The organism is Halobellus limi (assembly GCF_004799685.1).
In the GTDB taxonomy this organism is placed as follows: Archaea; Halobacteriota; Halobacteria; order Halobacteriales; family Haloferacaceae; genus Haloquadratum; species Haloquadratum limi.
Genome location: NZ_CP031311.1, coordinates 2568890 through 2587696, shown reverse-complemented (window position 1 = coordinate 2587696; position 18807 = coordinate 2568890). Strand labels below are relative to the sequence as shown.

At 63.9% G+C, this 18807-nt stretch carries 23 protein-coding genes; 11 read left to right on the top strand and 12 right to left on the bottom strand.

Annotated elements, in window-relative coordinates:
* Positions 1-13 precede the first annotated feature (13 nt).
* Both DV707_RS18640 and DV707_RS12845 read right to left on the bottom strand, forming a co-directional pair.
* The gene (locus DV707_RS18640) at positions 14-178 is read right to left on the bottom strand and encodes a hypothetical protein (RefSeq protein WP_170216846.1); all 165 of its coding nucleotides are present in this window, start codon (positions 176-178) and stop codon (positions 14-16) included.
* Between the two features lie 165 nt (positions 179-343).
* Positions 344-994, bottom strand: a complete 651-nt coding sequence (locus DV707_RS12845) for a DUF6517 family protein (RefSeq protein ID WP_103991961.1) — start codon at positions 992-994, stop codon at positions 344-346.
* A 433-nt stretch (positions 995-1427) separates the two neighbouring features.
* Here DV707_RS12845 and DV707_RS12840 point away from each other — a divergent pair, with 433 nt between their 5' ends.
* From DV707_RS12840 to DV707_RS12825, 4 genes are all read left to right on the top strand, one after another.
* A complete protein-coding gene (locus tag DV707_RS12840) occupies positions 1428-1814 on the top strand; it encodes a hypothetical protein (RefSeq protein ID WP_103991324.1) in 387 nt (128 codons plus the stop codon).
* A 1-nt stretch (position 1815) separates the two neighbouring features.
* Positions 1816-2208 (top strand): hypothetical protein, encoded by a 393-nt coding sequence (locus DV707_RS12835; protein WP_103991325.1) that lies wholly within the window; start codon positions 1816-1818, stop codon positions 2206-2208.
* A 200-nt stretch (positions 2209-2408) separates the two neighbouring features.
* Positions 2409-2801 carry a hypothetical protein gene (locus DV707_RS12830; RefSeq protein ID WP_103991326.1) on the top strand — a complete coding sequence of 131 codons (393 nt, stop codon included), beginning with the start codon at positions 2409-2411 and terminating at the stop codon, positions 2799-2801.
* Between the two features lie 2 nt (positions 2802-2803).
* A complete protein-coding gene (locus DV707_RS12825; RefSeq protein ID WP_103991327.1) occupies positions 2804-3223 on the top strand; it encodes a hypothetical protein in 420 nt (139 codons plus the stop codon).
* A gap of 48 nt (positions 3224-3271) precedes the next feature.
* Here the strand turns inward: DV707_RS12825 and DV707_RS12820 are convergent, their stop codons facing one another.
* The 6 genes from DV707_RS12820 to DV707_RS12795 all read right to left on the bottom strand — a co-directional run bounded on the left by DV707_RS12820 (position 3272) and on the right by DV707_RS12795 (position 8677).
* Positions 3272-4711 (bottom strand): hypothetical protein, encoded by a 1440-nt coding sequence (locus DV707_RS12820; protein ID WP_103991328.1) that lies wholly within the window; start codon positions 4709-4711, stop codon positions 3272-3274.
* 354 nt (positions 4712-5065) lie between these two features.
* On the bottom strand, positions 5066-5326 hold the full coding sequence (locus tag DV707_RS12815; protein WP_103991329.1) for a hypothetical protein: 261 nt from the start codon (positions 5324-5326) through the stop codon (positions 5066-5068).
* Between the two features lie 418 nt (positions 5327-5744).
* Complete coding sequence (locus tag DV707_RS12810) at positions 5745-6128, bottom strand: 2Fe-2S iron-sulfur cluster-binding protein (RefSeq protein ID WP_103991330.1); 384 nt, start codon at positions 6126-6128, stop codon at positions 5745-5747.
* 35 nt (positions 6129-6163) lie between these two features.
* Positions 6164-6823, bottom strand: a complete 660-nt coding sequence (gene dps, locus DV707_RS12805; protein ID WP_103991331.1) for a DNA protection during starvation protein — start codon at positions 6821-6823, stop codon at positions 6164-6166.
* A gap of 212 nt (positions 6824-7035) precedes the next feature.
* Positions 7036-7905, bottom strand: a complete 870-nt coding sequence (locus DV707_RS12800; protein ID WP_103991332.1) for a sulfurtransferase — start codon at positions 7903-7905, stop codon at positions 7036-7038.
* A 52-nt stretch (positions 7906-7957) separates the two neighbouring features.
* A complete protein-coding gene (locus DV707_RS12795; RefSeq protein ID WP_103991333.1) occupies positions 7958-8677 on the bottom strand; it encodes a helix-turn-helix domain-containing protein in 720 nt (239 codons plus the stop codon).
* 116 nt (positions 8678-8793) lie between these two features.
* Between DV707_RS12795 and DV707_RS12790 the strand changes: the two genes are divergently transcribed.
* The gene (locus tag DV707_RS12790; RefSeq protein ID WP_103991334.1) at positions 8794-9033 is read left to right on the top strand and encodes a hypothetical protein; all 240 of its coding nucleotides are present in this window, start codon (positions 8794-8796) and stop codon (positions 9031-9033) included.
* Between the two features lie 120 nt (positions 9034-9153).
* Here DV707_RS12790 and DV707_RS12785 read toward each other — a convergent pair whose 3' ends face one another.
* The 4 genes from DV707_RS12785 to DV707_RS12770 all read right to left on the bottom strand — a co-directional run bounded on the left by DV707_RS12785 (position 9154) and on the right by DV707_RS12770 (position 12850).
* Positions 9154-9384, bottom strand: a complete 231-nt coding sequence (locus tag DV707_RS12785) for a hypothetical protein (RefSeq protein WP_235010757.1) — start codon at positions 9382-9384, stop codon at positions 9154-9156.
* A gap of 5 nt (positions 9385-9389) precedes the next feature.
* Positions 9390-10391, bottom strand: coding sequence for a cytochrome d ubiquinol oxidase subunit II (locus DV707_RS12780; RefSeq protein ID WP_103991335.1), 1002 nt, complete (start codon positions 10389-10391; stop codon positions 9390-9392).
* A complete protein-coding gene (locus DV707_RS12775) occupies positions 10384-11814 on the bottom strand; it encodes a cytochrome ubiquinol oxidase subunit I (protein WP_103991336.1) in 1431 nt (476 codons plus the stop codon). The genes DV707_RS12780 and DV707_RS12775 overlap by 8 nt, the downstream gene beginning before the upstream one ends.
* Positions 11815-12091: 277 nt before the next feature.
* Entirely contained in the window at positions 12092-12850 is a 759-nt protein-coding gene (locus tag DV707_RS12770; RefSeq protein WP_103991337.1) for an IclR family transcriptional regulator, read from the bottom strand.
* Between the two features lie 299 nt (positions 12851-13149).
* On the opposite strand from DV707_RS12770, the gene DV707_RS12765 reads away from it, so the two are divergent.
* The 6 genes from DV707_RS12765 (at position 13150) to DV707_RS12740 (ending at position 18766) form a co-directional block, all read left to right on the top strand.
* Positions 13150-14196 carry a Bug family tripartite tricarboxylate transporter substrate binding protein gene (locus tag DV707_RS12765; protein WP_160113920.1) on the top strand — a complete coding sequence of 349 codons (1047 nt, stop codon included), beginning with the start codon at positions 13150-13152 and terminating at the stop codon, positions 14194-14196.
* Between the two features lie 94 nt (positions 14197-14290).
* Positions 14291-14722, top strand: coding sequence for a hypothetical protein (locus tag DV707_RS12760; RefSeq protein WP_160113921.1), 432 nt, complete (start codon positions 14291-14293; stop codon positions 14720-14722).
* 3 nt (positions 14723-14725) lie between these two features.
* A complete protein-coding gene (locus DV707_RS12755; RefSeq protein ID WP_103991340.1) occupies positions 14726-16276 on the top strand; it encodes a tripartite tricarboxylate transporter permease in 1551 nt (516 codons plus the stop codon).
* Between the two features lie 37 nt (positions 16277-16313).
* A complete protein-coding gene (locus DV707_RS12750) occupies positions 16314-17162 on the top strand; it encodes an MBL fold metallo-hydrolase (protein WP_103991341.1) in 849 nt (282 codons plus the stop codon).
* Positions 17163-17225: 63 nt separating this feature from the next.
* Positions 17226-18110 (top strand): NOP5/NOP56 family protein, encoded by an 885-nt coding sequence (locus tag DV707_RS12745; RefSeq protein WP_103991342.1) that lies wholly within the window; start codon positions 17226-17228, stop codon positions 18108-18110.
* Positions 18107-18766 (top strand): fibrillarin-like rRNA/tRNA 2'-O-methyltransferase, encoded by a 660-nt coding sequence (locus DV707_RS12740; RefSeq protein WP_103991343.1) that lies wholly within the window; start codon positions 18107-18109, stop codon positions 18764-18766. Before DV707_RS12745 ends, DV707_RS12740 begins: the two co-directional genes overlap by 4 nt.
* The last annotated feature ends 41 nt before the right edge of the window (positions 18767-18807 follow it).

Below are 18807 nucleotides of genomic sequence, written 5' to 3'. Positions count from 1 at the left end.
GGCCGTCGGTCCGTCATTCGACCTCGCCCTCCTCGTACCCGATCGCGTAGAGCGTCACGCCGACCATCAGTCCGACGAGGCTCGCCGAGCGCCCCGGATACGGTGCCGCGACACCGATCGCGTAGCCCGCGACCGCGAGGGCGGTGAGCAGGATCCCGACTGCCCGCGTGCGTCGCATACCACCCACTCCTCGGAGTGAGACCAAAAGCGTTGTTCGGACGAGCGGCCCCCGATACTGATCGCTCTCGTTCCGTACCGCCGAGCGCCGCTCCGGTGACGGCGCTCGACGATGCCAACTGAGAGTTTCAGTCTGAAGCGGTGAGAATCGATCCGAGGCCGGCGGTCACTCCGAAACCGGATGCTCGATCGACCGGATCAGCGCGAGCACGTTCTCCTCCTCGCCGTCCAGTTGCTGGGGGTACACGCCGAGCGCGAGGACGAAGTCGTCGCCGTCGCGGTACTTCGTCACGTGGACGAACACGTCGACCTCACGCCCCTCGATCGTCGCCGTCGCGGAGAACTTCGTCACGGTCGTCTCGGTCCCCTGGACGGTGACGTTCTGCTCGCTCACCCGCTCGATGTCGCTCATCCCGGAGTACTGCTCCTGGACGAACTGGACCAACCGCGCGTTTGAGTAGCTCCCGATGGGGTTGAGCGTCCGGCCGGCGATCTCGACCGCCGGCGTGGAGACGACGGTGAAGACGCCGACCTCGGCCTCGCCGAGCGCCCCGAGTTCGACGCTCTTCCGGTAGTCGGTCAGGTAGTTCGTCGCGACGACCTGCCGCTCCTGTCCGGCGACCTCGAAGGTCTCGTTCACCTCGAGCGTCCGCGTCCCGTTCAGCTCGTACCCCGCCTCCTGCGCCGTCGCCTCGTCGGCGGCCGCGGGCTCGGCGGAGAACGTGAGCGGTTCGTCCCCGGTGAGAAAGCCGATGCATCCACTCGTCACCAAGAGCAGCGCGACCGCGACGGCGGCCAGCGCGCGACGGTTCGATATCACGACTGAGACTACACGCACGATCGGATTTAAATTCGAGGGTCGGGATTCGAGCCGCGGAAACGCGGATATCCGTCGGCTGGACGACTCCCTCGATCGCGTGCGAGCGCGACGCTTTTCACATTTAAGACACAGCCCGCGTTGCTGACGGTGCGTCCGACCCCGCGGCCGTCGTGCCGGTCGTCGCCCTCGCGGTTCGGTATAGTAGCGTTTGCAAGTCTTCACTCACTCGATCGAACGACAGCATACGATCGGATGAGCAAGTAGCCGCAAACGCTACTATAGCTACTCCCGTTCGGAACGTGAGCCGCTCCCCCGTCGTGAGGGCGAAACCGACGGGCAGTGCGGCCCTACGCACCGACTGCTTCGACCGCCCCGTGCCGGCTCCGGGGGGCTTAATACCTCGCGTGCCGGCAGTACCGACGTCAGCGCTATGACCATCGGACGGAGCGGCTGGATCGTCGTCGGCAGCCTCGTGCTCTGTGTCGGTCTCGCGCTCGTCGGCGTGAACGCGTTCGCCGGCCGCCTGTGGCACGTGGTCGCCGGCTTCGTGCTCTTCGTCGTCGGCTACCGGACGATGCAGTACGGGGTCCACGGCTGGCCGGACATCGGGGTATCGGGCGTCTCGACGGCGGGGACGGTCGGACTCCTCCGGCAGGGGGGCGGACTCGCCGTGTCCGTCGTCCTGGCCGCGTACGGCTTCGTGCTTATGGGCCGTGCGGTCCGGACGGCGGCGGCGACGCCGATGGTCCTCTCGGGCGTGTCGGTCGTCCTCGGATACGTCATCGGCCACCGGATCGCCAACGACGAGGTGCTGTGAGATGAGCGGCCGACGCTCCCCGCTCGAATTCTTCGGCGGCCTCCTCGCGGCGGTCGTCGGACTCACCGCCGCCGTCTGGGGGTCCGCCCAGGGGTGGTCGTTCCCCGCCGTCTTCGTCGCCGTCGCGCTCTCTTGGAGCGGGTACCTGTTCGCCCACCACGGCGAGACGGGGCGCTTCGTCGACGCGCCCGGGACCGGCGACGACCCCAACGTCCCGGCCTCGCGGTCGAAACGGCTCGGCGTCGTCGTCGCCGGCGTCGGGATGGCGCTCGCGTTCCCGCTGGGGATCCACGCGCTCGTCGTCGACTCGGTCGTACTCCTGGCCGCGGCGGCCACCGCGTTCGTCGGCGGGTACGCCTCCGGCCACTGGCTCCTGACCGGGACGGCGCTGTAGTCCCGTCGAACCGACCGCACGGTCCGGAATCTGTCGGTTGAATCGGGCCGGAACGATCGACCTCCATCCGGACTCGATCGACTGCACCGGGCCGGAACGGTCGACTTCCATCCGGAATCTATCGACCGCACGACGCTCCCGTCTGCCGGTCCGCCATCCGGAGATTTATTTGAGTCCCCCGGAATCTACCGACGAACAGTATGCAGCGGAGGTGGGGCCCCGTCGTCGCCGGCAGCGCGCTCGTCGTGGCCGGGTCGAGCATCGCCGGACTCTACTCGTTCAGCGGCGACGTTCCGATCGTCTTCGTCGGGTTCTGCCTGTTCGTCGCGGGCTACTTCGTCGCTCGCGACGGATGGACCGTTCTCTCGCCGTCCGGGTACGCGCTCGACGGCGCCGAAGCGTCGGTCCGCACCGAACACCCGCTGATTCGCGGCGGCCTCGGACTCGTCGGGATCTTCGGGATCGCCGCGGGGGTGACGCAGTTCTCTCTGACCGTCGTCGACCCCAGCGTCGCGGGTGCCGTTCGGGCCGGCGTCTACAGCGTCGGCGGGTACGCCTGGACGCACGTCGTCATCCACCAGAGCCTCTTTTGAACATGTCATCGGCATCTCTCCCGGACCGTCGGCACGTCGGATTCCTGCTCGGCCTGGCGGCGACGTCTCTCGGCCTCTCCTCGGGGTTCATCTGGGCCTCCGAGGGCCGGGCCGTCCGCGTCGTGGTGGCCGCGTCGACCGCGTGGTTCGGCTACCTCGCGGCCCACTACGCGGTCACCGGGCGACTGCTGGACAGCGAGTCCCGTTCGACGGACGGCTTCGGCGGACGCGAGGCGCTCGACCTCGAGGCGACCTGGCAGTACGCGGCGGTCGTCCTCGGCGTCTGCGTCCTCATCGCGGGGATGGTCATCGGGGCGGTCTACATCAACCGCGGCGATCACCTGCGCACCAACCTCGGCGGCGCCCTGTTCCTCGGCGGGTACGTGATCGCCCACTACGGTGCGACGCGCGAACTGCTCTGATCCCTGCGACGCGCGAACTGCTCCGACGCTTCGGCCTTCGGCCGTCGCTCACGTCAGCGACAGCAACGAGAGGATGACAGAGATGACGTCGATCGAGAACACGGTGACGAGAAGCCGGTCGTTGATCGGCCACTCGGGGGCGTCTCGGTAGGTCTGGAGGGTTTCGATGTCCTCGCGTGAGCGACCCTCGGGAGACCGCTCGCGCTGGATCTCTCGGCGCTTGTCGCGGACCATCTTCCGGTGAATCTGCCAGAACGAGAAGTACAGCCAGATGCCGATCACCGCGCCGTAAATGGCGACGGGAACGGCGTAACTCGCCGCCCAGATGAGCGGGTCCCACGCCGTCAGCGACGCCGCGGTGTTCGGTCCCAGGGGGTCGCGCGATCCCTGCACGTGCAGCCGGTAGGCCAGATACACGCCGGCCAGGACGAGAAGCGAGTTGACCCGCGTCGCGAACCGTCCGAAGTCGCGGAACCCGCCCGCGTCGTCCTCGTGGCCCGGAATGTATCGGAGGGTGATTCCCCCCTCGTCGAGCAACTCGTTGAGAAAGCGGACGAGCAGGACGAACTGCACCGCCACCACGACGATGACGACGTCGATGGCGGTCACGACGAGGAGCGTCGTCGGCGTACCGAGCACGAACGGTCCCCGACTCACGATCCAGATGCCGACGAACTGGGCGACGAAGAGCACCGAGACGAGAAGCACCGCGGGCACGCCCCGGATCGTGAGACCGAACGCCTTCCGAAACCGCCGGAGAAACGTCCGTTCGTACGATCGCTCCGCCGCGTGGGTCCCGAACAGGTCGGAGCGGTGGAGCTCCGTGAAGAGGCTCTCGGTCCGTCGCATTCCGTCGTACACGAGCGGGCCGCCGACGTACACCAAGAGGAGGAACCCGAAACTGTAGACGACGTTCGGCTCCAACGCGCCGACCGGCCGGTCGTACACCGTCCAGGCGCTCCAGGCGGCCCCGGCGAGCAGCAGCGCCAACACGCCGTACACCACCCCCACGTGCAGCAGGTCGACCGTGACCTCTCGGAGTCTGTCGTCGCCGTCCGCAGCGCTGAAGATGAACGCGACGAGGGCGACTATGGCCAGCCAGAGGACACCCATTCCCCCGAGGACGCTCGTCACGACTCCGAGTCGTCCGGTGAGTAGCTGCTCGACGCCGTGCAGGTCCGTCGCTGCCGACTGCACGAGCAGCAGCAGGACGACGCCGGTGACGATCACCGGCGTATGCCGCAGCGCGTACGTCAGCGCCCGCCCGACGCGTCGCGCCCAGCGATCCTCCTCGTCGCCGAAGTCCAACATAAACGGGAGGTCGTCGGTCGTGTCCAGCGGGTTCAACGAGCAGAACTCGTGAAAGTGGGCCGGACTCCGCTCGGGTCGGTCGGCGTCCCACTCCCAGAGCGAATCGACGGTGTCGTCGTCCGCGGCTGCGTCGTCCGTGTCAGCCGTCCCGCCCGCGACAACTGTGTCGTCGGTCACGGCTCAACTCACCACACTCCGGTATCCTCGCATCGTTTCGTCCGAGTGATACTCCCGCCGTGACGACACTAATAGTTTGCTTCGCGGCGGCGGAGTACTGTTTAGTTAGAAGTGAAACCGGCGAGATCGCTGTGGTGAAGACTTCGGAAGCCCCCGCGCTCTCGACTCGATGGGCTCGCTGCGGTCCTCGGCACTCGCGGGGCTCGTGCCTGCGGTCCTTGCATCGCCCGTCTTCGCCGAGAGCGCGGCCCCTTCCATTCCCACCCGAGAGCGGTTTTACGGCTGCAATCGCTTAACTAAACACCCCCGGCGGCGGTGTCCGCTGTGGGTCTCGACCGAGACAGGGCCGCCGAACTACGTCGCCATCCGCACCGACACGAGAACGGTCGGAACGACGATCGGGATGGTGAGGATGGCACCGGTTATCACGACGAACGGCGCGACGCCGCCGATGGGGTACGAGAGGACGCCGACGGTCACCCAGTTGACGACGCTGACCATCACCGCGTACGATACCGCGGCGAGTACGACGACGACGCTGAACGATCCGGCGACTGTCCCGGCGATCCGCCGACCGGACGCGGCTCTCGCTTCTGTGTTTTCTTCGTCATCCATTTTTGTTCGCTCTGTAGTATTGCCTATTAGGAGCACTATTATATCAGTTGGCATTCCGACCGCACCGGGGTCGAACAGGTGCGGATCTCGTCGGATCACGTCCCGATTCGCTCTAGACGACCAGAATTTGCCGAAATAGGGGGTATATCGAGTTTACCGTTGATCCCGCATCTGTATCGAATACATCGCAACCACCTCGCCAATACGAGTCGTGTCGTCTCTCCCGACCGATAGTATTGTATATATTGAAAAATACAATTCCGGTGAGGTCAGCAGCCGTCTTCACCGGACGTAGATCGCGGTCGATACGTGCAAGGAACTCGAAGCCGACCGTCCGCGAGGTCTCCGCCGAGTTCGACCCTCACCGCTTCGTCCGGAGGGAACGCTCGAACCGGCACCCGACCGGCGACCGACCGCGTCAGCCCCGAATTTTGGCGCTTCCGGGGGGCTTGCCGCGCTCGGCGCGGTGTTCGAGGAGGTCGTCGTACCGATCCACGACGACGGTCGTATCGGCCCGCGGCTTCGCGGTGCAGGTGAGCACGAAGTCGGCCTCGCGATCCCCGTCGTAGTACCGACGAGCGTCGGGATGAACGACGTCGCCCTCGACGAGTCGGGCGGCACAGGTGATACACCAGCCCTGCTGACAGTCCGCCGGGAGCCATACCCCCGCCGAACGCGCGGCTGCGAGTATCGTCTCGTGTTCGGCCACCTCGAGTTCGACGGTTTCGCCCGCCGCGTCCAGTGACGATTCCTCCGGTACGACGACGGTGACTGTCCACGTGTCGTCCGCTCGTCCTGTCATCTCGGACGGGAGCCCGTGGGATCGGCCATCGTCGCTCAGGCCGAGTCGTTGAACCGGTTGTTCGTCGAGTAGGGCGCATCGCCCGGTTCGCCGCGGGCGAAGTGACCGGCCGGGTTGATTTCGTCGTCGCGCTCCTTCGAGAGGAGCTCGATGAACCAGGCCTCGTGGTCGATCTCCTCGTTGAGGATGCGCTGGGCCATGTCGTAGGTCCGCGGATCGGCACCCCGAGTCATGTCACAGATCTCCGACCAGGTCCGGATGGCGCACCGCTCTGCCTCCAGAAGCACCTCCAGAATGTCCTCGACTTCGAGATCCTCGGTATCGAAGCCGCCGTCGTCGTCCATCGGCGTCGGTACCTCCGCGTCGGGACAGGAGGCCCGGTCTGCGAACTCACGGATGTCGTTCGGGAGCGAGCCCTCGAGTTCGTACACGCGCGGGACGACGAGTTCGAAGTGTGCCCGATCTTCGAGGCGCGCGTCCTCGGTGATCTCCTTGTAGTCCTCCTCGCCGGCGAGGTGCATTCGGAGGTTCGTGTAGTAGTAGTACGTCGTGAACTCCGCGCCGATCGCGTCGACGAGTTTCTCGCGGAGTTCCTCGGGATCGACGCCCCGCTCGCGAATGACTTCCATCCCGACTCGTTTGCTCGTGTCGCCCGGTTCCACCGAACCGCTGTCGTGTTCTTTCCCGTCGGACATTGCAACAGAACGTACCGCCGGCAGAGGCATCACCGTTCGTTTGTCACTCGACAACCGTCGCACTCAGACGGCGATAACGGCCTCAATCGGCGTTTCTACTGCCAGTTCGAGGATCGAAGCTCGCGCTCGAACGCGCGTTCGTTCCCCGAGATGGCGGGGCAAAAACAGCGGTCGGCGGAGTCCGCCGACGGGGCGCACCGGCGCCCGCGGTATCACTCGCCGGTCTCGATCGGCGTCCCGATCATGTTGCCCCACTCGGTCCAGGAGCCGTCGTAGTTGCGGACCGACTCGTAGCCGAGGAGCTCCGAGAGCGCGAACCACGTGAGCGACGACCGTTCGCCGATGCGGCAGTACACGATGACGTCGTCACCCGGCTCGACGCCGTGTGCGCGATACACCTCTCGGAGCGCCGCGGGGGATTTGAAACGCATGTCCGGCCGGACGTTGTCGGCCCAGAACACGTTCTTCGCGCCGGGGAGGTGCCCGCCGCGCATCGCGGTCTCGTTCGTCCCCGGCGGGGCCGTGATCTCGCCCCGGTACTCCTCGGGGAGCCGAACGTCGACGAACACCGTGTCCGTCCCGATCGCGTCCCGGACGTCCTCCCGAGAGGCTCTGATGGACGGGTCGGCCGGCGGCGACAGCGACCTGCCGTACTGCACCGTCGGCGGACTGACCGACGCCGTCGACAGCGGGTACCCGTGATCGACCCAGTAGCCACGACCACCGTCCATAATCCTGACGTCGGGGTGGCCGTAGTACGTGAGCTGCCAGTACATGTGCGCGGCGAACCAGTTCGAGTCGTCGCCGTAGACCACGACCGTCGTCTCGTCGGTGATGCCGCAGTCCCCCAGGAGCCGTTCGAGTTCGTCGGCGCCGACGATGTCGTGTCGATCGTCCGCGCGGAGGTCCGTCTCCCAGTCGATCTTCACCGCCCCCGGGGCGTGCCCGGTGTCGTAGAACGCCGTGTTGACGTCGACTTCCAGCAGTCGGTACCCGGGGTCGTCGGACTCGAACCGATCGAGCCTCTCTGCGACCCAGTCGGGGGAGACCAACACGGACTCGGGGTACGACGATGCGGTCATACTGTTCCTCTCGTCGGCGCGATCTCGTGGGCCGATCCTCTGGTACTCTGTATCATAACTCTTGTTCGACAAAGGCTTTTGCGAGTTCGGCGGTCGCTCGTCGGAGTCGGTAGGACACCGTCGAACGGGGGAGTCCCAATTCGGTCGCGAGTTCCTCCAGGGTGACCTCCCGAGGCGTCTCGAAGTAGCCGCGGTTCACCGCCGCGGTCAGCACCTCCCGCTGTTCGGCGCGGATCCCGCTCGGAGACAGCAGCCGACTCTCCCACTGTTCGAGTTCGGTCAGGTGATCGAACGAGAACTGGAGCCCGTCCGCGAGTCGCCCGCTCACCGTGTCGTACAGCATCCCGACGTTCTCGTCGTCCTGGACGAGGACGTGCCACTGGGCCGTCTCGCCGGACCGCGTCCGCCTGAACAGCACGCCGTCGGAGAAGTACTTGACCGCGATCAACGGGATGGCGTCGCAGTAGGAGACGTCGGAGACGTAGGTGTAGGTCATCCGCTGACGGCGCTTGTCGGCTATCTGGCTCACCCGACGGGTCGCTTCACACGACCGACCACTGACGGAGTACCGATCGATCGATTCGTCGAGTAACAGGTCGTCGATCGCCCGCAGGTCCTCCGGATCGCCCGTGACCAGCTCCAGGACCCACATCCTCGAGGGGTCCAGACACGCGTAGAGCGCCTCGGACCGGAGCGACTCGCGGTCGATGAACTGGTCCGCGTACTCGTCGGCACCGACGTCGTAGGTGATCGTGAAGCTAAAGTCGTACATAGTTGTGGCTGCGGGGCGGCGAGACGCCGGCACCGACTCTTCCGGGGGCGGTGTCCCCAGACGTTGTACGACGCCAACGTGGTGCGTATATCCGGTCAGTGCATAGCACCTCCTGTATGCGCGTACTCGGTGTGATCAGGCGTCGAACCGCGGCGATACTCCGGTGTCGACTCTGCTTCCCAGCGGTCGTCGCGCTCGCGATCGCGACCGCCGGAATCGCGTACGGAGTGACGAACGACGACATCGTGACGGCGCTCGGCGCCTCGCTGTTCGTGCCGAGCGCGGCCATTCTGTTCGGCATCGCCAGCAGACGACGCGGGGGCCTGTTCGATCGGGTTCCACGTCGGCCGAGTTGATCGGGTCGACGTTCACGGCGGCCTCCGGCGTCGGTCGCCCTTTCCGAGCGACTCGCACCACCGACGGGGCGGTCGCGTTCCGGGTGAACGCTCGCGAGAGCCCGACCCGACAGGCCGGCCTCACCCCGCATCGGAGACTCGCTCGACGATCAGTCGATCGACGTTGTACATAAAGACCCCCACGAGCGCGAGCACCGTCAGTAGATAGCCGATCAGCTGTGGCGGCCCGGACGCGACTTCCCCGAACACCGCGCCCGCGAACCCGACGGCGACGAGTTCGACCCAGGTGACGAGGACGCGAGAGGCCAACCGCACGCGGGTGTCCGTCTCTCCCGACGACGGCGCTCTCACCACGGTCAGTACGCCTCCCCCGCGGAGATCGGGCCGCTGAAGGCCGAGTAGAGCACGACGAAGTACGTCGTGATCAGCGGTAACAACAGGGCCGCGCCGATCGACATCAGATTCAGCGGGAGCGTCGAGACGATCGCCTCGCGAACGGTGGCGCCCGTCGCGGGGTCGACCGCCGGGTACATCACGACCGCGACCACCGAGACCAACGCGTAAGTGAGGCCGGCGGCCGCACCGAGCGCGACCAGGTTCGCGCCGCGGCGGAGGGCGACGACGTACCCCGCGGCGAGGGCGACGGAGGCGACGACCGGGACGACGACGGGGAGCCTCAGCAGCGCGTCGGGCCCGTTCGGCAGTCGGAGGGCGAGCAGCGCGAGCGTCGCGACCACCGCGAGCAGGTAGCCGCCGACCGCCGCGATGCCATACCGAGCGACGCTCTCGGGCAGGCGTCGCCCGGTCTTCAGCCGGAGGAACGCGGCGCCGGAGACGACGGTCAGGAGCGTGACGGCCACGCCGACCACGACGCCGACGAGGGTGAACGAGCGGGCGCTCCCGGCGAGCCAGTTTCCGGCGAACGCCCCCAGCAGGAACGGTGCCAGGACGCTCCCGGCGACGAACGACCGCCCCCACCAGCGCTGCCACGCCGGATCGTGCCGCTGTTCGTACATCTCGGGGGCGAGACCTCGCAGGATGAGGGCTCCCAGGATGCCGAACATCAGGAGATAGTGCCGGCTGAAGAGGTCGGCGTACACCGAGGGAAACGACGCGAACAGCGCCCCGCCGAACACCACGAGCCACACTTCGTTCCCGTCCCAGAACGGCCCGATGGCCGCGAGCACCGTTTCGCGCTCGGTGTCGTCGTCGAGCGCGGCGAATATCGCGCCGGCCCCGAAGTCGAACCCGTCGAGGAACAGGAACGTACCGAGCATCACGAACAGCAGCGCGAACCACAGCTCCGGCAGCGGGAGCCCGAACAGGGGTCCGTCCCCGAGCGCGACGAGACTAGTCATCGTTCGCCACCCCCGAAGCCGGGACCTCCCCCGTCGGCGACGCGGTCGATCGGAGTTCCTCGCGCGGCGGCGGCCCGCTCCGGATGATCCGCGCCACGACGTAGGTGTACAACGCGAGCAAGCCGAGGTACACCACCGCGAACCCGCCGAGCGTGAGCGTCGCCTCGGCACCGGTCAACCCCGGCGAGACGCCCTCGCTCGTCCGCATCACTCCCTGGATGACCCAGGGCTGCCGGCCGACCTCCGTGACGATCCATCCCAGTTCGGTGGCGAGGACTCCCAGCAGTGAGGACGCCATCAGGGCCTTGTGCAGGAGCCCGTCCTCGAACAGCTCGCCGGTGTACCAGCGGTAACCGCCCCAGAACGCTAACAGAACGAACCAGAACCCGAGACCGACCATCGCGCGGAAGGCCCAGAACACGATCGCGACCGGTGGGGCCTCGGTCTCGAACGAGTTCAGGCCGCGTATCTCGGCCGTGGGGTCGCCGCCACTGGCGAGCCACGACGCACCGCCCGGAATCCCGATCCCGAACAGGTCCTTGGCTCTCGGGTTCGTGATGTCAGCGAGGTCGGTCGGGACGGCGATGATGTACTCCGGGACGTACGAGTCGGTCTCCCAGACCGCCTCCATCGCGGCGAACTTCTGAGGTTGCGTCTCGGCGACGTGCCGACCGTACATGTCGCCGTGGACGACCTGCAGGGGCGCCGTGAGGAGCAGTCCGACGAGCGCGATCTTGAGCGTGGTCTCCCAGAAGTCGACGTCCTCGACCTGGTACCCCCACACGTGGTGCCGAAAGACGTAGTAGGCCGCGACGCCGGCCATAAACAGCGCGACCGACTCGACGGCCGCGTTCTGCATGTGGACGAACATGTAGCCGAACCGCGGGTTCAAATACGCCGCGATCGGATCGACGAGGTGGACGACCTGTTGTCCGTTCTCCGTGACGAGTTCGTACCCCCGCGGCGTCTGCATCCACGAGTTGGCGATGAGGATCCACACGGCCGACAGCCACGTCCCCAGGCCGACCGCGACGGCGGATATCATGTAGAGGACGTCGCCGACCTTCTCCCGTCCGAAGACGAACACCCCCAGGAACGTCGCCTCCAGCATGAACGCCATCATCCCCTCGATGGCGAGTGGACCGCCGAACAGCTCGCCCGCGGTCGTCGAGAACGCGGCGAAGTTGGTCCCGAACTCGAACTCGAGGACGATGCCCGTGACCGTCCCGACGACGAAGGAGACCGCGAATATCTTCGTCCAGAAGCGGCGTAACCGCTCGTAAATCGGCTTTCCGGTCCGGATGTCCTTCCAGGTGAAAAAGACGATGAACGGGGCCAGTCCCATACTCATCACCGGGAAGATGATGTGGACGATGGTCGTGAGGGCGAACTGAAGCCGGCTTGCGATGACTGGGTCGATCATTGTTGGTGGCGTGACGGAGACGGCGATCGGGCGAACACGTCCAATTACGGATCGGGGCAAATTAACCCCCTCCTTGTCCTGTGACAACCGCGGTCTCGTTCCGTCGCCTCGGGTCCCACCGTTTCTTGTGTGACTTACAGCGGATTCACGGATCGATCGGACCGTCTCATTGCTCAAGACTCGTAGGGAAACGCACGAGATACCCGACTTGGGTCCGATCACCGATACGGTTTCGAAATACTCGAAAAAATCACCCGCTGGCAGAACTACGAACGACTCAAGAAAACCTCGTCCGGATCGCCATCTCGTCGGCCGTTTCGAGCAACCGGCTCACGAATCGTTTCTGGCGGTCTTCGGTCATCCGGCTCGTCGAACAACCGATTCCAATCGCGCCGAGAATCCCCGAAACCTCGTCGCTGACTGAGACGGCGACTGCACTCATCCCTTCTACGGTTTCGTTCCTACTGGTCGCATAGCCGCGCTCTCGTATTTCGTCCAGTTCGCCGAACAACTGTTCTTCGTCCGTGATCGTGTCCTCTGTCTGCGGCGGCAATCCGTGCTTCTCGATGATGGATCGCACCTCCTCATCAGATAGTTCTGCGAGCATCGCTTTTCCGGGTGACGACATATGGAGGTGATGCCTCGTTCCGATGCGCGAATGCTGGTGGAGGGGGTTTCGATCGCTCGCCCAGTAGAGACTCACGCTGAACCCGTTTTCACAGGTTGCCAACCAGACTCGCTCGCCTGTTTCATCGGCTAACGAATCGATGTATTCGCGACCGGCCGTATAGAGCGGATGCTGGTGTTGCGATTGCGTGCCGATATCGAGGAAACGGAAACTGAGCCGGTACGTGTCCTCGTCTCGAACGACGAGATCGTTCTGAACCAACGTTGCCAGGTGACGATGCGTCGTACTCTCTGCGAGACCGACCTGTTGAGAAATCTCCGAGAGCGTCTGGTCAGGCGATCCGACAAGTGCGTCGATGATCTCTACCGCTGTATTGACGGTCGTGACAGGGCGACGCGGTTCGTTCATTTGTCGTTCATTGAACACCCGGTCCAATAAGCTTTCTTCGAGTATCTCGAAGACATCCAGATTCGGATATTCTACGAATATATCGCACTTCTCTATTAAGAAGCAAATAGAGGTGACTTATTGTAGCAAAAGTTGAATTGTTAATCTTCGACCGTTTCCATATATAAATACGAATTTATTCCGTTATTCGAGATGGTAGAAATACGATATCAGGGCTTCTAACTCACGTTTCTATATCATCTACCAAAATCTATTTATACTATTATACATACCTAACGACCGTTATGGATGCAAGTGGTATGCAGTCAGTTACCAGGAGAAAGTCGCTCAAAGCAATAGCAACTACCGGCGGTGTCCTGGGGCTCTCGGGGTGTTCTGCGCTCGTCCCGGGACGTGGGAGCGAATACCCATCGGAATCCATCACGATCAACATTCCATTCGGCAAAGGCGGACAAACGGACCTCGAGACGCGTCTCATCGCAGATTTCCTGCAGGACGAACTCGATGCGTCGATCTCGGTGACCAATAATCCCGAGGCGGGTGGAGCGGTAAACTACCAGCAGTTCAGTTCGGCAGACCCCGATGGTTACACGCTCTCCGCCTTTTGGTACCCCGTTATCGCCACGCATCCCCAGGTGCTCGATTCGTTCGATTACGATCCCGACGCGTTCACTCTCCTCGGGCAGTTCTCGCAAGTCCCGCTGAATATTATGACCGGCTACGATTCGGATATCGAGCGCCTTCCCGATATCGTCGACCTCGCCGAAGAGCAGGCAGTCACGATGGGATTCACTGGACCGGTTGCACCGGTCGCAATCCCGATGCTACAACTCCAAGACTCGGTTGATCTCTCGATCGATCCAGTGTTTGTCGGCGGTGGCGGCGCACTCGCAACCGAAGCGCAGGCCGGTCGCGTGGACGTGGCCGCGAACACGTTCGATACCACCGCGAACAACTTCGCTGCGGAACGGACGAAACCTGTGAGCATCCTTTCGGAGCCAAACGAAGAGCTCATCTCCTACTACGAGGAGACCCAGGGAATCTCCATTTCGGAGGATATGTTCGTCACCGAGTACCCGGATCTCGTTGAGAACCCGCCGCTTATGACGTCTATGAAGGGTCTGATGGGGCCACCGGGGCTCCCAGATGATATTCAAGAAGTGCTCGTCGAGGCCTTACGGAGCATAATGTCGGAGGACACGGGCTGGTACGAGGAGATGCGGAACATCGGGTCATACCCCACTCCGACGTTCGGAGAGGAATTAGAACAAAAATGGGACGACTACAAGTCTCAGTTCGATCCGTACATTCCGACGCTTCAAGAGTTCGCCGCGGAACACCGCTGAAATGAGCTCGATAACCGGCGAGACGCGTTCGCAGTCGGTTGAGTCACAGCTGTTCCGATACGGATCAGTCCTCTCGGCTGCACTCGCGTTAGGGGTGCTCCTCTACCTCCGCGAACTCTCGACTGCGTTCAGTCGAACCCCCCGGATCTTCCCGTCCGTCGTTATCCATATCGGGATCGTCGCCGCCGTCGGGCTGGTAGTGAAAGAGGTGATTACTCGCCTCGTGAAACCCGACCTCCTCGCCTCGACGGACGACGAGGTGATGAGACATCTAATCGGTTCGGCGAGTGCGTTTCCGCTCCCCGTGCGAGTCAAACGGCTCGTGATGATGGGCCTGTGGACGGCCGTCTTCTTCGCATTTGGGACGTTCAACGTTCTGTTGGCGGTCGTGTTCTGTTACGTCGGCGCCGCGTACTCACTGGGCGTTCGCGACCCGAAGAGACTGGGACTCAGTACAGTCACGTTATTTGCTTTCGTGTACGTCGTGTTCGGGATTCTGATCAGAATTCCACTCAGGCTATTCTGAAAAATGGCAACAACGAACATCCTCCTTGACGCGTTAGCACAGGTCCTCACGCCGGAGGTACTGTTGATGGTAGTCGTGGGGGTCGTATTCGGATTTATCATCGGGGTCATCCCGGGATTGGGGCCCGTGATCGGTATCGTGCTCCTATTCCCGCTGACGATTGCGATGGATCCGCTCCCCGCGGTCGTGTTATTAGCGTCGGTCTATCCGGCGGGCGTTTACGGGGGATCGGTGACCGCCGTTCTCATCAATACGCCGGGAGATCCGTCCTCCACTGTCACGACGTTCGATGGCTATCCGATGACCAAACGCGGCGACGGCGTCCTCGCGTTGGGCGTCACGCTAGCGTCGTCGATTATCGGCGGGATACTCAGCGTCCTCGCGCTGCTGTTGATCGCACCGCCGTTCGCACGGATCGCACTCCAGATCGGCCCGAGCGTCGTGTTCGCAATCGGTCTCGCCGGCGTCGTAATTCTCGTTATCGTCTCGCGCGGGTCGATGCTCAAAGGCCTCGTCGCCTCGGCCTTCGGACTGCTCCTGTCTGTCGTCGGATACAGTTCGTTCAGAGGCGTCGAACGCTTTACTTTCGGTGTCGATTACCTCGAACAGGGAATTCCGATGATTCCGCTGATCGTCGGGTTGTTCGCGATCAGCGAGGCGATGATGCTGTTGTACCAAGGTGGCAGCATCGAAGAGGACGACGAAGAGACCGAGGAGTCGCTCGAGACATCGACGGGCAAAATACTCCGACGGCGGTTGCAGGATATGAACCGGGGTATCCTCGAGACCGTTCGACGCCCGGTCTCAGTCCTCCGCTCGTCGGCGATCGGCATCGGGATCGGACTCGTTCCCGGTGCCGGTTCGATCGTCGCCAACTTCGTCTCGTACTACGTCGGAAAGACGTTCTCTAAACGTGGAGAGGACTTCGGGACGGGTGCGATCGAAGGACTCATCGCTGCGGAATCCTCGAACAATGCCGCTACGGCGGCCACGCTCATTCCCACGTTGGTTCTCGGTGTCCCCGGAGGTATCGCTGCAGCGATTCTACTGGGAGTGTTACAACTCAAAAATATCCGCGTTGGCCCCCAGTTGTTCGTCGAAACGCCGGAACTCGCGTACGGTGTCGTACTCGCGCTGTTGTTCGCGAACATCGTGATGCTCTTCGTGGGCTACTCGCTGTCGTCGTTAATCAAGAACATCGTCGAGATACGGGTCGAGATCATCGCACCGATGATCGTTATCTTGGCGGTCCTCGGCGGATTCGCCAACAATTTCAGCGGCTTGGACTCCATCGCAGTGATCGTCTTCGGTATCTTGGGGTTCACGATGCGGAAACTCGGATACTCGCCGATATCAGTTGTTTTCGGGTTCATTCTGGGTCCGATCTTGGAAACGTACTATCTGCGAGCCGTACAGGCGGCCGGCGGCGATCAACTCGCCGTCGTCTCTGCCCCGGTACCTGCCGCAATCATCGGTATCGCAGGTATCGTGCTCGTATACCAGCTGATATCCGAAGTTAGGACGACCCGAGAAAACTTGAACGTCGGAAAGTAGCATAGCTGCAGTAAAAATCAGAAAATCATCACACAATATGAAAATCACACTTCTGGGCACCGGCTCACCAGTACCGACCCTCGAACGGGGTGGCACAGCTATTCTCCTCACTCTAGGGGAGAGAAACATTCTGATCGATTGTGGACAAAAAACCGTCCACCGGTTACTCGAAAACGAGACCGATATCAGTGAGATCGAGGAGCTGTTTTTTACCCATCACCACATCGATCATAATTCGGAGTTTTACAATTTCGTGATATCAAGCTGGTCGATGGGGCGTACAGATCTGACGGTCTATGGGCCCGAGGGAACCGATCACCTTCTGGAATCGTTGTACACGATCTACGACGAGGACATTCAGTATCGCAAGCAGATGGAGTATTCGACGTCGGGAATAGACGACATCGGCGTTGAAATCGTCGGCGAGGAATTCCGTCTGGAGGACGAGCAGCTCCGTGTGGACGTTTTACCTGTCGACCACTCGATCGAGACCTACGGGTATCGGTTCACCTCGAAAGAGTCCGGGAACACTTTCGTCTTTTCGGCTGATAGTAGGAAGATACCAGAAATCGCAGAGTTTGCGTCTGACGCCGACGTCCTCGTCCAAGACGCCTGTCTAGGGCCGGTTGACGAGGAGTACCGCTCGGACGGCTTCGTGTGGGACCGCCTTACCGAACCGTATCCACAGGAACAGTGGGACCGGCTCCACGAAACCCATTGTACGGCGCGTGAAGCGGGAGAGATTGCAGCCGAGGCCGGCGTAGACACGTTAGTTCTCACTCATCTCCTCCCGTACAGGGACCTGCGGCAGATGGAGGAAGCGGCCGCGGACGTCTTCGAGGGAGAGGTCATCGTCGGGTACGATAATCTCTCTCTGAGTCTCTAACAGGCTCGTAGATTTCCCACGCCTTTCGCGAATACATATACGAGTCCGTCATCAAGGACCCCTATGAGCGGTTCGAATCCCGAACACACGGGATGGTTCACAGGCCTCGATCCGGGCGACCTCGAAGCGGCGGCAACCGCGATTGCCGAAGGAGGAGCCGACCAGCCTCAGAACTGGCCGAAACGGGCCGTCCAGTCGGGTTTCGCGACCGACGAGGACGACTACTACGACGCCCTCCACGAGGCGACGCTCGCTGCGACCCGTGAGGCCGTCCGGTCCCGCGAGCGGGCGGACGACCAGCAGCTCACGCACGCCATCAGAGCGATGGACGACGCGGAACGGACCGCGAACGAACTCGCCGAGCGACTCGCCGAGTGGGCCGGGTCGCTCGCGGAGCGGTCCGGCTCCGACGACGAGAGTCGGTCCACCGACGACCTCGGCGGCATCGACGGGGCGCGTGCGGTCGCCGAATGGACGCCGCAGTCGCCGGCCGAAGAGCGGGTCGTCTCGCTCGCGGAACGCGTCGTCGACCTCGACGACGAGCGTGCGGAACTCCGATCGTTCGTCGAGTCCCACGCGCCGGAGGTGGCCCCGAACCTGGCCGCGATGGCCGGTCCGGTCCTCGCCGCGCGGCTGCTCTCTCTCGCCGGCGGACTGGAGTCGCTGGCGAAGAAACCCGCCGGGACGGTGCAGGTGCTGGGCGCGGAGGACGCGCTCTTCGCGCACCTCCGCGGACGGGGCTCCTCGCCGAAGCACGGCGTCATCTTCACCCACGAGCACGTCCGCGGGACCCACCCCGAGAACCGCGGGTCGGCCGCGCGGGCGTTCGCCGGCAAGCTCGCGATCGCGGCCCGGATCGATCACTACTCCGGCGAGTACAGACAGTCCGTCCACGACGACCTCGACGAGCGGATACGGACGATCCGCGAACGGGAGGTCGGCGAATGAGTCTCACTCTCCCGGTCGGCGTCGAACGGCGGCGGTTCGACGGGCGAGAGCGACTCGCCACCCGCGGGGAACCGGTGTACGGCGAACCGCAGGACGCCGACGGCTGGCGGGCGTGGGACGCCGGGCGCTCGAAACTCGGCGCGATGCTGGAGTTAGAGATGGACGTCGGTCTCGACGGCGGCGACGGAGTCCTCTACCTCGGGGCGGCCTCGGGGACGACCGTCTCGCACGTCGCTGACTTCGCGGGGCCGACGTACGCCGTCGAGTTCGCGCCGCGGCCGACGCGTGACCTCCTCTCGGTCGCGGAGTCGCGGCCGAACCTCTTCCCGCTCCTGAAGGACGCCCGCGACCCCGAAACCTACGCGCACGTCGTCGAAGGCGACCTCGACTGCGTCGTCCAGGACGTCGCGACCAGGGGGCAGGCGACGGTCGCGCTCCGCAACCGGCAGTTCCTCGCGCCGGACGGCCGACTGCTCGCGGCGATCAAAGCCCGCAGCGAGGACGTCCTCGACGACCCCGAGACGGTCTTCGAGGACGCCCTCGACGAACTCCGCGAGGGGTACGAGATCCTCGAAACCCGACGGTTGGACCGCTTCCACGACGACCACCTCGCGGTCGTCGCCGAGCCACGCGCCGACGCGGCCGACCCGCGGTGAGTCGGAGCCCGCGACCGCGGATGGGCGAGGCGTTCGCCGCG

Bases quoted from the DNA above. Each gene is read 5' to 3' on its own strand.
- DV707_RS18640 (WP_170216846.1), bottom strand. From the start codon at position 178: ATGCGACGCACGCGGGCAGTCGGGATCCTGCTCACCGCCCTCGCGGTC.
- DV707_RS12840 (WP_103991324.1), top strand. From the start codon at position 1,428: ATGACCATCGGACGGAGCGGCTGGATCGTCGTCGGCAGCCTCGTGCTC.
- DV707_RS12835 (WP_103991325.1), top strand. From the start codon at position 1,816: ATGAGCGGCCGACGCTCCCCGCTCGAATTCTTCGGCGGCCTCCTCGCG.
- DV707_RS12830 (WP_103991326.1), top strand. From the start codon at position 2,409: ATGCAGCGGAGGTGGGGCCCCGTCGTCGCCGGCAGCGCGCTCGTCGTG.
- DV707_RS12825 (WP_103991327.1), top strand. From the start codon at position 2,804: ATGTCATCGGCATCTCTCCCGGACCGTCGGCACGTCGGATTCCTGCTC.
- DV707_RS12815 (WP_103991329.1), bottom strand. From the start codon at position 5,326: ATGGATGACGAAGAAAACACAGAAGCGAGAGCCGCGTCCGGTCGGCGG.
- DV707_RS12810 (WP_103991330.1), bottom strand. From the start codon at position 6,128: ATGACAGGACGAGCGGACGACACGTGGACAGTCACCGTCGTCGTACCG.
- dps (WP_103991331.1), bottom strand. From the start codon at position 6,823: ATGTCCGACGGGAAAGAACACGACAGCGGTTCGGTGGAACCGGGCGAC.
- DV707_RS12800 (WP_103991332.1), bottom strand. From the start codon at position 7,905: ATGACCGCATCGTCGTACCCCGAGTCCGTGTTGGTCTCCCCCGACTGG.
- DV707_RS12795 (WP_103991333.1), bottom strand. From the start codon at position 8,677: ATGTACGACTTTAGCTTCACGATCACCTACGACGTCGGTGCCGACGAG.
- DV707_RS12790 (WP_103991334.1), top strand. From the start codon at position 8,794: ATGCGCGTACTCGGTGTGATCAGGCGTCGAACCGCGGCGATACTCCGG.
- DV707_RS12780 (WP_103991335.1), bottom strand. From the start codon at position 10,391: ATGACTAGTCTCGTCGCGCTCGGGGACGGACCCCTGTTCGGGCTCCCG.
- DV707_RS12775 (WP_103991336.1), bottom strand. From the start codon at position 11,814: ATGATCGACCCAGTCATCGCAAGCCGGCTTCAGTTCGCCCTCACGACC.
- DV707_RS12770 (WP_103991337.1), bottom strand. From the start codon at position 12,850: ATGAACGAACCGCGTCGCCCTGTCACGACCGTCAATACAGCGGTAGAG.
- DV707_RS12765 (WP_160113920.1), top strand. From the start codon at position 13,150: ATGCAGTCAGTTACCAGGAGAAAGTCGCTCAAAGCAATAGCAACTACC.
- DV707_RS12755 (WP_103991340.1), top strand. From the start codon at position 14,726: ATGGCAACAACGAACATCCTCCTTGACGCGTTAGCACAGGTCCTCACG.
- DV707_RS12750 (WP_103991341.1), top strand. From the start codon at position 16,314: ATGAAAATCACACTTCTGGGCACCGGCTCACCAGTACCGACCCTCGAA.
- DV707_RS12745 (WP_103991342.1), top strand. From the start codon at position 17,226: ATGAGCGGTTCGAATCCCGAACACACGGGATGGTTCACAGGCCTCGAT.
- DV707_RS12740 (WP_103991343.1), top strand. From the start codon at position 18,107: ATGAGTCTCACTCTCCCGGTCGGCGTCGAACGGCGGCGGTTCGACGGG.